We start from the raw sequence: 11527 nt of genomic DNA on the forward strand, positions 1-11527 counted from the left end.
ACTGGCCAGCCTGGCGTGTCCTTTATGGTATCGGAGTGGGTGTGTCCTCTCGGAAGTAAACTGATCTGTGTGTCTGCCTAAACGACTTTGGGGGTCGACATGGCTGTTTCTTATACCGATCTTTTGCGCGGTGCCGGCCGTTGGCACGATGGCACCGGGACGATCACCTACTCGTTCCCTACGAAAGTGCCGAATTATTTCAATCTGGTCGACTACGACGGCAAAGCTGGCGTCGACGCCGTACAGATCAACGACTACAACAACGTCAACATTGTAGATGAGTTGGTACCGATAGGAGGCGACATCGGCTTGAACGCCGCGCAACAGGCTGCGGCGATCTATGCTGTCGACGCCTGGAACGAGGTCGCCAGAATCAATGCTGTAAGAATTGGCGGTGGTGGCGGTGGTGGAGGAAGCGGAACGCCCATCGTTGGTAATGATGGCACGTTGGTCGACGGACTGGGCGGCGCGAGCGGGCTCGGCGAGAATCTGCTTGCACGCGGGGACGACGGCCCCAGCCTCGAAGTCAGCATAGACTCGGTGTTCGCAAACGGCCTGAACTTCTTCGGCACGACCTATCACAACCTGTGGATCAACATTAACGGCAGCGTCTCGTTCCGCAACGGCGTCAGCTCCTACACGCCGACCACGATTACCGCCGGCGGCACGCCGCTGATCGCGCCGTTCTGGGCCGATGTCGACACGCGACTCGACACGACCGAGCCGATCCAGAACCCGCCGCAGATCGTCTACGATCTCGACACCGCGAACAAGATCTTCACCGTCACGTGGCCCGGCGTCGACTATTTCAGTGTCACCTCGGGCGGCCACGTCCCGAAAGCCAATTTCTTCCAGCTCCAGCTCTACGATCGAGGCGGCGGCGACAGCAAGTCCGGAAACGACTTCGACATCGTCTTCCGCTACCAGTCGATGCAGTGGACCACGGGTAACGCAAGCGGCGGCACCAACGGTCTGGGCGGTACGGCCGCACACGCCGGATGGACTGCCGGCGATGGCAAGAATTTCGAGGAAGTACCGGCATCCGGCATCGAGTCGGCTCTGCTCAACCTGCCGACGACACCGGGAAACACCGACAAGAGAGGCATGTGGGTCTACGAGGTCCGCAACGGCGCCGTGGTCGGGAGTGACATCGTCTTCGGTGCATACAGCGCATTTTCAACCGATGGGACGGACGGGAATGGCTTGGCGGGTCTCGCACCATCCGGGAAGGCTGGAGCGCCGGTCCTGGCCGATTATCCAGGGGCAGTGGCTCAGAAAAGCCTCTATGGCCAGATGTCTCAGGACCCCTTGGGTGCCACCATTGGCACGCGGAGCCCTCACGGCGACGTCTTCTTCAACAATAACCTTGGTACGCTGATCACCAATCCCCAGCTCGGCGATGACGGCTTCGAAACCTTCCTGCACGAATATGGGCATTCCATCGGTCTCGATCATCCGGGCGGGGATGGCAACAATCCGCAGTACAATGATCAGTACACGGTGATGTCGTACAACCGGCATCCGTCTCAAGTGGGAATACCCACAGCGAATGCGCTCTTTCCGATCACCCCGATGGTGCTCGACATCGAGGCCGCTCAGGAGCTTTATGGCGCAAATCTGAACACCAGGACAGAGAACAACACGTATTTCGGACCGGCCGAACCGGGAACCACGCAAGTCTATCCATTTGCGAACGGTGCGATGGTCATCCTGTCCATCTGGGATGCTGGCGGCATCGACACGATCAGTGGCGCCAACCAGTTCACGCCCGTCTTCATCAATCTCAACCCGGGAAGCTATTCGACCGTGGGCGGGATCTTCGAGAATGTCGGCATTGCCGCCTTGTGGACCGATCCGAACACCCAGCTTCAGTACGGCTGGATCGAGAACGCAATCGGCGGCTTCTTTTCCGACAGCTTGCGCGGCAACGATCTCGCCAATGTCCTGGATGGTGGCCAGTCGTCCGATGTGATGATCGGGCAGAAGGGCGACGACACGTACAAGGTCGACGATGCCCTCGACTTCGTCGACGAGCTGCTCGACGAGGGCATCGACCAGGTCTTCTCCTCGGTGAGCCATACTCTCGCGGTCAATGTCGAGAACCTGACCCTGACCGAAACGGACCCCATCAACGGCACCGGCAACGATCTCGCCAACATCATCGTCGGCAACGTCGCCGCCAACCGGCTCGACGGCATGACGGGCGCCGATTCGCTGGAGGGCGGCGATGGAGCCGACACTTACGTGGTCGACAATCCCGGCGACGTCGTCGTTTACGCCACGGAGAAGGCGAGACCGGACATCGATACCGTCGAGACGTCGATAACCCTGATCCTGCCCGGCTCCAAGCTGCTCGATATTGGCTTCATCGAGAACCTGACGCTGACCGGGAATGCCCCGATCAACGGATACGGTAACGACTTCGACAACACGATCATCGGCAACGACGCGAACAACATCCTCGATGGCATCCAGGGCGCCGACAAGATGTTCGGCAAGGCTGGCAACGACGTCTACGGCGTCGACGAGGCGGGCGACGTCGTCGTCGAGAATCCGAACGAAGGCACCGACACGGTCGTGCCAGGGATCGACTACACGCTTGGTGCCAATGTCGAGAACCTGTCGCTGACGCGCAGCGCCGTGAGCGGCGCCGGCAACGAACTGAACAACGTGATGTTCGGGCAGTTCGACAGCAACATGGCCAACATCCTGAACGGGCTGGCCGGCCTCGACACGCTGCGCGGATTCGGTGGTGACGACAGCTATTTCGTCGACATCGCCGAGGACATCATCATCGAGGATGCGCCTGGCGCCATCGTGGACGGCGCCGTGGTGACCGGCGGCGGTTTCGATACGGTCTTCTCGACGGCGAACTACAAGCTCAGCGCCTTCCTGGAAGCACTGAACCTGATCGGCCCGACGGCGATCGTGGGTATCGGCAACGACGCGATCAACGTCATCGCCGGCAACGACCTCGACAACATCATCGACGGCGGCGGCGACGCGGACGAGATGTCGGGCGGCAAGGGCAACGACAGCTACGTCGTCGACCAGGCCGGCGACAAGATCATGGAGATCGCCGGCCAGGGTGCCGACAGCGTCTACTCCTACATCGACTACACTCTGGCCGATGCACTCGAGAACCTGCAGCTCTTCGGCATCGCCGACATCTCGGGGATGGGCAACGCCGGCGCCAACGTCATCATCGGCAATGCCGGCAAGAACCTGCTGACGGGCGGCGGCGGCGACGACTACCTGGTTGGCAACGACGGCGACGACGTATTCAGGGGCGGTGCCGGCAACGACATCATGGACGGCGGCGCTGGAAACGACACTGTCGACTATTCCGCCGTGGCCGTCTCGATGACGGTCGATCTGACGAACGGCACCGCGATCGGCGAAGGCATCGACCTGCTGATCGGCATCGAGTCGGCGATCGGCTCGGCAGCGAGCGACCTGCTCCGACGCGACACAGGCGAAGGCACCCTCGATGGCCGCGGCGGGGACGACATCGTCATGGCGGGCGGCGGGGGTGGGCAGCTCCTGGGCGGCAGCGGCTTCGACACGCTGAGCTTTGGATTGGCCAAGAGCGGGGTCGCGCTTTCTCTCGAACTGGGCACGGCGACGGTCGACGGACGGACCGCCAAGGTGTCGGGTTTCGAAACGGCGATCGGCAGCGCGTTCGATGACGTGCTGACCGGGCATGTGGACGGCGAGCGCCTCGAAGGCGGCCTGGGCAATGACACGATCGATGGTCGCGGGGGCGACGATACGATCGGGGGCGGCGACGGCAACGACCTGCTGACCGGCGGCCTGGGTGACGACTTGTTCATCCAGTCCGGCGGCGGCATCGACACGATCACCGATCTTGTCGCTGGTCAGGGCACGGCTGACCGCGTCCGGCTCACGACCTTCGCGACCTTCGCCGATGTGCTGCTCGCCACCAAGCAGGTCGGGCTGGACAGCGAGATCGATCTCGGCGGCGGTAACAAGCTGGTGCTGGCCAAGGTCGACGTGACGAAGCTGCATGCCGACGATTTCAACCTGCCGGTCGGCAACCTGATCATCGGTACGGCTGGCACCGATTTGATCGACGGCGGCACCAGTCCGGCTGGCCAGCCCAAGGCGTCGGCCAACAGCGACGTCGTCAGGGGCAACGGCGGCAACGATACCGTCAAGAGCCTAGGCGGCGACGACCTGGTCGACGGCGGCGACGGCGACGACACGCTCGAGGCCGGCGACGGCGACGATTCGGTGCTGGGCGGCAGCGGCGACGACACACTGGTCGGCACGGCGGATGGCGGCAATGACAGCTACGACGGCGGCGCCAATACCGACACCGTCAGCTATGCCAGTGTGGCGGTCGGCCTGCTGATCGATCTGTCGACCGGCAGTGCCAGCGCGGTCGGCCCGCAGATCGGCATCGATACGCTGCTCAACATCGAAAACGCGGTGGGCGGCAGCAAGGACAATGCGATGTATGGCAACGCCGGCGCCAACCGGATGGAGGGTAGCGCCGGCAATGACACGCTCGATGGCCGGGCCGGGCCGGACACGCTGGTCAGCGGCCTCGGCACCGACACGATCGTCTTTGCGACCGGTTACGGCGCCGACGTGGTGACCGACTTCACGCCGGGTACCGACAAGGTGAACCTGTCGCGGGTGGCCTCGCTGACCGATCTGGCGGCGGTCCTGGCCAAGGCCAGCCAGGTCGGCAAGGACACGGTGATCGATCTCGGCAACGGCGACACGCTGACGCTGCAGAACGTCGACAAGGCGAGCCTGACGGCGAGAGACTTCGGCTTCGCCTCGAAGTCGCCGACGACTGTGTCGATCACGCCCCTGGCGGCCGACAAGAACGAGGGCAAGAGCAGCACCACCTCGTTCACCTTCACGGTGACACGGACCGGCGACACCACCGGATCGTCGACGGTCAACTGGTTGATCGGTAACGGCGGTAACGGCGGCGCCGGCATCGCCGACAAGAACGACTTCGTGGGCGGGGCGCTGCCCGGTGGCACCGTGGTTTTTGCCGCCGGCCAGATCAGCCAGGTTATCGATGTCGGCGTGGCCGGTGACGTTGACTACGAGGCCGTCGAAAGCTTCACAGTCACCCTGTCGGACGCCATCGCGGCCACGATCGATTCTTCGCAGGGCAGCGCCTCGGGTCTGATCGGCAACGACGATGGGCCGGCGATCCTGGCGATCGCGGCGCTGGACGCGATGCACGCCGAGGGCAACAGCGGCTCGACTGCCTTCACCTTCACGGTCACCCGCAGCGAGCGCATCGACGTGGCGGCGAGCGCCACCTGGGAGATGTCGGGCAGCGGCAGCGCTCCGGCCGACGCGGCCGACTTCGGCGGAATGCTGGCGACCGGCAGCGTGAGCTTCGCAGCCGGTGAGACGAGTACGACGGTCACCGTGGACGTTTCCGGCGACACCACCGCCGAGGCAGACGAAGGCTTCGTCGTCACTCTGACGAACCCGTCGGCGAGCGCGGTGATCGGCGCCGCCTCGGCCACCGGCACGATCCTGAACGAGGATGCGTCGGTGTCGATCGACGGCCAGCCGCTCAGCCAGGCGGAGGGCCACAGCGGCACCAGGACATTCACCTTCACGGTCACGCTGTCGGGCGACAAGTCGGTGTCGCGCAGTGTCGACTGGGCCGTCGCGGGCGTCGTTCCGGGCGGCGGCGGCAACCCGGCCAATGTCGGCGACTTCGCCGGCCACATCCTGCCGGCGGGCACCCTGACCTTCGGGGTGGGCGAGACGACGAAGACGATCACGATCGAGACCAATGGCGACGTGGCGCGCGAAAGCAATGAAGGTTTTGCCGTCACTCTGTCGAACCCGTCGGCTGGCCTCGGCATCGACGTGGCAACGGCCGACGTCACGATCGTCAACGACGACGCCACGGCCACGCTGGAGGCCCTGGCCGCGGTACGGCCCGAGGGCAACAGCGGCTCGACGTCCTTCACCTTCGCGGTGACGCGGGCCGGCGATACCACGGTGGCCCACAGCGTCGCCTGGGCCGTCACCGGGTCGGGGACCGATCCGGCCAATGGCTCGGACTTCACCGGCGCGGTGCTGTCGAGCGGCACGGTGAGCTTCGCCGTGGGCGAGACCAGCACGGTCGTCACGGTGAACGTTGCCGGCGACACGGCGGTCGAGCTCGACGAGACCTTCACGGTGAGCCTGTCCAATCCGTCGGCCAGCCTGACGATCGACGGGTTCCCGGTGACCGGCACCGTCCTGAACGACGACGCGGTGGTGACGATCACGGCCTCTTCGGCGACGCGGCCGGAGGGCAACAGCGGCACGACCGGGTTCACCTTCACGCTGACCCGGATCGGCGATCTCTCCGTCGCGCACAGCGTGTCCTACGCGGTGGCGGGCTCGGGCGCGAGCGGCGCTGCGGCATCGGACTTCGCCGGCGGCACGCTGCCCGGCGGCTCGGTTACGTTCGCCGTCGGCGAGAGCAGCAAGACGCTGACGGTCAACGTCTCGGGTGACACCACGGTCGAGACCGACGAGGGCTTCACGGTGACGCTCACGACCCCGTCGGCCGGCCTGGTGCTGGGTACCGCAACCGCTATCGGCACCATCCAGGCCGACGACATCGCGGCGCACGACGACGCCTACACCCTGCACCAGGGCCCCTCTCTCGTCGTGGCCGCGGCGACCGGGGTGCTGGCCAATGACCAGGCCGCCACCAGCGCCTCGGTGGTGGCGACGACGGCCCACGGAGCGCTGCAGCTCTCAGCCAATGGCGGCTTCAACTACACGCCGCAGGGCGGGTTCTCGGGCATCGATTCGTTCACCTATCACGCCAGCGGTGTCGGTGGCGGCGGGGAGAATGCCGAGGCGGTGATCTATGTCGTGCCGGTGCAGAGCAGCGGGACCTCGACGACGCTCAACCTGCTGGCGCTCACCGCCGAGCAGCAGATCGCCTCGACCTACATCACGTTCTTCGGCCGTGCCGCCGATGCCGGCGGGTTCGAGTTCTGGGTCGGCGAGTTCGTTCAGAACCTGCCGGCGCAGGGGGCGGCGGCGCTGTTCTCCAACATCGCGAGCTCGTTCGGCATCAGCGACGAGGCGAGGGCGCTCTATCCCTTCCTCGCCAACCCGTTCGGCGCCAGCGACAGCCAGATCGAAGCCTTCATCGACAGCGTCTACGACAACCTGTTCAACCGCTCGTCGGATCAGGCCGGCCTCGACTACTGGACGGGCCAGGTCAAGGGGGCGCTGCAGGCCGGCCAGTTCGTGGGCTCGGTGCTGATCAACATCATGAGCGGGGCGCAGGACACGGCGGCGGGCCAGGACATCACCACCCTGATGGGCAAGGTGGCCGTGAGCCTCGCCTACGTGCAGGAGCAGCAGGAGCACAACACGATGTGGCTGGGGGCCAGCGACATCGCCGCGGCGACCAGCCTGCTCGACCCGGTGGGCGCCGACCCGGCGAGCGTGCTCACCGGCATCAGGAATGCCGAGACTCTGATTGCCAACCATCCCTAGTGCGCCGAACCTGCGGTCAACGAGGTGTCGCACGGAAGAGCGTGCACCCCGGGAGTGGGATGGATGGTTGCGGGGGCGTACGGCCTCGCAGTCGTGGCAGCCGCTGCTCGACCGCGGCGGAGCTGGCACCTTCGAGGCAGCGGTTTTGCCGTCGCCTCAGGGAGTACCCGGCGGCGTCGGGGTCGGCGCCGGCGGCGCCGTGAGCGTCACTGTCGTCTCGTCGAAGTTCTTGTTGTCGCCGGCGCGCACGGTGACGCTGCCGGCCGTCGTGCCTGGCGTCAGCACGCCGGCCGCGTCGATGGTGCAGCCGAGATTGGGGGCGTTGATCTTGAAGGCGGGTGTCGCCGCCGCGCCTTCGGCATCGACCGTGATGGTCGATGTCGTTGGCGCTGGCGCCGTGCCGCCGGGCGGCGCCGGCGCCGTCACCGGGATCGAGGCGGGTGAGGCGGCAGCGTTGCGGAACACGGTCGGCCCGACGTAGTCCTCCTCCACTTCCTCGTTGATGCCGGCCGCATTGGCACTGGTCACCGCCTTGATCTTGCCGGTGCGCTCCTCGAAGGCGCGCCGGTGCGTCGTCGTGTCGACGGTGGTCGTATAGGTCTTGGATGGAAACTCGAGATTGCGAAAGCTCTGCGTCGCCGTCAGTTCCTGTGGCAGGGTGTTGGCCGGCGTCCTGTTGGAGGCATTGACGACGAACGGCCGCGCATCGGTGTTGGTGCTGGCCCAGGTCACGTGGTCGGGCCCGGCCATCGTACCGGTCGAATCGAGGTCCCAACCGGCGGTCGGCGAGTTGGGATTGTTGATTGTGATGTTGAACGTCCCGAGCTTGCCGGTGATGGTGAGCGTCGTGCCGCTCGCGGTGGCGAACTTCTCGTTGACGTGCGAGAGCTCCAGCGCCGTCGCCGTACTGCCCTTGGGCGGATCGAAGGTGTGCACGAAGTCGCCGCCGTAGAAGCCGGCGACGCCGCGCGCCGACGCCGTGGTGCTGGTGATCTTGCCCGGAATCGCGGTGAAGTTGACCGGCGCCGTGGCGAAATTGCCGGTCGTAGCCTGCGTCGCCTTGATATCGGCGCTGCCGCCGCCCTGCTTGGCGTCGATCGTGACCGCGCCGGTGGCACTGTTGACCGTCGTGCCGGCGGCAATGGTGGCGTTGACGCCGACGACGGCGAGCGACACGCCCGTTGCATTGGTCGGATCGATCTTCGCCTTGAGGCCGTGGCCGGCCGGCGGCGGCACGGTCACGCGCGGGTGATTCACGGTCACGTTGCCCAGCGCCACGGCTGGCGCGGGCTGGCGGAAGACGATCGGCGTCGCAAGGGTGGACATGGCCGGTGGCGCGACAGCGCCTTCCGCCACGGCGACGGCATGGCGCTCGGCCGGCTCCGCGGGCGTGCTGATGCGCAATTCGCCAGTCGGCAGGGCATTGCCCGGCGCGTGGCCCGCCGCGTGCGCGAGCTCGTGCATGAGCAGGCGGCGGCCGGAGGGCGACCCGGGATCGAAACGATTGGCTGCGAACACGATATGCCGCCGAACGGTGTAGGCTTCGGCCGCCACAGCGGCCGCCGACATGCCGGCTTCATCGTCGGTGTGCAGTCGTACGTCGCTGAAATCGCAGCCGAGACGCCTCTCCATCTCGCCGCGCAGGTTGGCGGGAAGCGGCCGACCTGGCTGCCGCAGCACCTCGCGCACGCTCGCCGGCACCGACGATGGGGCGTGCCCTGCCGCGAGGCGGCGGAGATCGGATGATGAGCCCGCGGCCTCGGCCGGCAGGATCGGGAAGTCGGCGAGGCTCGCGCCGAACCTCAGCCCGTCGTGCGCCTTCTTGCCGGTGGGCCGGTTCGCACCGGGTCCCTTACGCGCGGCCTGTGCCCGTCGGGAGTCCGAAATTGCGTAAGTCTGCATCGCTGCGCTCCACCTCTCCTGGTTGGCATCGGCTCGGCTCCAGCCGCACCCCTGACATGCAAATCCGTCCCGACCTGCGCCTGTTCTGTTGCGCTCGTGGAGGGGCGTCAGGGCGTGCCCGGCGGCGTCGGCGTCGGGGCAGCCGTGATGGTCACCTTGGTCTCGTCGAAATTCGTGCCGTCGCCGGCGCGCACCATGACAGTGCCGGCCGTCGCCCCCGGGGTCAGCACGCCCGCAGCGTCGACCTTGCAGCCGAGGTCCGGCAGGTTGACCTCGAAGGTGGTCGTCGTCGGCGGAGCGCCTTCGGCATCGACGGTGATGGTCGACGTGGTGGCGGTGCCGCCGGGCGGAGTCGCCGGGATCGTGTCGGGTGTCGCCGTGGCATTGCGGAAGATGGTCGGCCCGGCGTAGTCCTCCTCCACCTCCACATTGATGCCGGGGACGTTGGCGCTGGTCACGGCCTTGAGCTTGCCGGTGCGTTCCTCGATCGCCCGCCGGTGCGTCGGCGAGGCGACGGTTGCTCCGTACTTCATGGTGGGAAACTCGAGGGTGCGCATGTTCTGCGTCACCGTCAGCTCCTGCGGCAGGGTGTCGGCAGGGGCTGGGTTGGAGGCGTTCTTGACGAACGGCCGCGCATCGGCGCCGTGATCCCACGTGACATGGTCGGGTCCCGCCATCGCGCCGGTATCGTCGAGATCCCAGCCTGCTGTCGCCGAGGCGGGGTCGTTGACCGTGATCTTGAGCGTCCCGAGCTTGCCGCTGATGGTGAGCAGCGTGCCGCTCGCGCCCTTGAACTTCTCGTTGACGTGGGCAAGCTCGAGTTCCGTGGCCGCACCGCCGGCCGGCGGATCGAATGTGTGCACGAACTCGCCGCCATAGAAGCCGGCGTTGCCGGGCGCCGACGCGGTGGTGGCGTTGATATTGCCCGGGACGGCGGTGAAGTTGAATCCACCGGCGGTCGCGCTAAGCCCGGTGTCGGTTTGCGTCGCCTCGACATCGGCGCTGCCGCCGCTCTGTTTGGCATCGATGGTGATCGCGCCGGTCGCGCTGTTGATCGTGGTACCGGCGGCGATCGCGGCGCTGCCGGCGATGACGGCGAGCGTCACGCCCGTCGCATTTGACGGATCGATGGTCGCCTTGAGGCCGTGCTTTGCCGGTGGCGGCACAGTCACGCGAGAGTGGTTCACGCTCACCCCTGCCAGATCGACGACCGGCGCTGGCGCGCGGTAAAGCGCCGGCGAGGTGACGGTGGTCATTGCCGGCGGCGCCAGCGCGCCTCCCGCCACGGCGACCGCGTGGCGCTCCACCATTTCCGACGGCGCACTGATGCGCAGTTCGCCCGCCGGCAGCCCGCTGCCGCGCGGCAGGCTGGCCGCGTGGACGAGCTCATGCGTGAGCAGGCGGCGGCCGGAAAGCGACCCTGGATCGAATCGACCGGCGGCGAACACGATATGGCGTCCAACCGTGTAGGCCTCGGCGGCGACTGCTTCGGCCGATTTGCCCGCTTCCGCGTCGGTGTGCAGCCGCACGTCGCTGAAGTCGCAGCCGAGCCGCTGCTCCATCTCGCCGCGCAGGCCGGCCGGCAGCGACCGTCCGGGCCGCCGCAGCTCTTCGCGCACGTTCGCCGGCACCGATGACGGGCCGATCCCGGCGGCGTGGCGGTGCAAGGCGGACGGAGCGCCGTCGCGACCGTCGGGCAGGATCGGGATTTCGGAGAGGCTCGCGTCGGGGAGGAACCCGTCGTGGGCGATCGGGCGGGCGGGCCGTCCGGCGTCCGGGCGCTTGCGGGCCGCCTCGGTGGGCCCGGTGTTCTTCACTGCGTGGGTCTGCATCGCTGCCGTTCCGCCGCGTGTTGAACCGGCACAGTACTGGGCCCGATAGGGGGACACAATTGCCCCCGACGCATACTGCGCAACCCCTGGCGGGGGAGCAGGTGGAGAGGCGAAAGTCCGGGCATGGAGAGCGCTACGGAGTGCCGCGCTCCCGGCGATGGGCTCACCGCCGCGAGGCGACGTGGAAGGAGACGAGGTAGGCCAGCAGGGTCGCCGGGTAGAGCTGGCCGATGATCGCCTCGATGTTGCTCAGGCTGCGCGCGATGGGATGGACCGGG

Annotated in this window: 3 protein-coding genes; 1 reads left to right on the forward strand and 2 read right to left on the reverse strand. The window is 66.8% G+C overall.

What is annotated here, in order from left to right; all coding sequences use genetic code 11:
- Nucleotides 1-99: 99 nt before the first annotated feature.
- Nucleotides 100-7515 (forward strand): Calx-beta domain-containing protein, encoded by a 7416-nt coding sequence (locus tag AB7O82_RS09485; protein WP_428619254.1) that lies wholly within the window; start codon nt 100-102, stop codon nt 7513-7515.
- Nucleotides 7516-7671: 156 nt separating this feature from the next.
- Here the strand turns inward: AB7O82_RS09485 and AB7O82_RS09490 are convergent, their stop codons facing one another.
- Together AB7O82_RS09490 and AB7O82_RS09495 are read right to left on the reverse strand one after the other, a co-directional pair.
- A complete protein-coding gene (locus tag AB7O82_RS09490; protein WP_428549943.1) occupies nt 7672-9417 on the reverse strand; it encodes a DUF4157 domain-containing protein in 1746 nt (581 codons plus the stop codon).
- 107 nt (nt 9418-9524) lie between these two features.
- A complete protein-coding gene (locus AB7O82_RS09495; RefSeq protein WP_428549941.1) occupies nt 9525-11249 on the reverse strand; it encodes a DUF4157 domain-containing protein in 1725 nt (574 codons plus the stop codon).
- Nucleotides 11250-11527 lie beyond the last annotated feature (278 nt).

Source organism: Reyranella sp., from assembly GCF_050185545.1.
Taxonomy (GTDB): domain Bacteria; phylum Pseudomonadota; class Alphaproteobacteria; order Reyranellales; family Reyranellaceae; genus Reyranella.

What these genes read in the sequence shown, in the direction of transcription:
- AB7O82_RS09485 (WP_428619254.1), top strand. Translation starts at nt 100, where the DNA reads ATGGCTGTTTCTTATACCGATCTTTTGCGCGGTGCCGGCCGTTGGCAC.
- AB7O82_RS09495 (WP_428549941.1), bottom strand. Translation starts at nt 11,249, where the DNA reads ATGCAGACCCACGCAGTGAAGAACACCGGGCCCACCGAGGCGGCCCGC.
- AB7O82_RS09490 (WP_428549943.1), bottom strand. Translation starts at nt 9,417, where the DNA reads ATGCAGACTTACGCAATTTCGGACTCCCGACGGGCACAGGCCGCGCGT.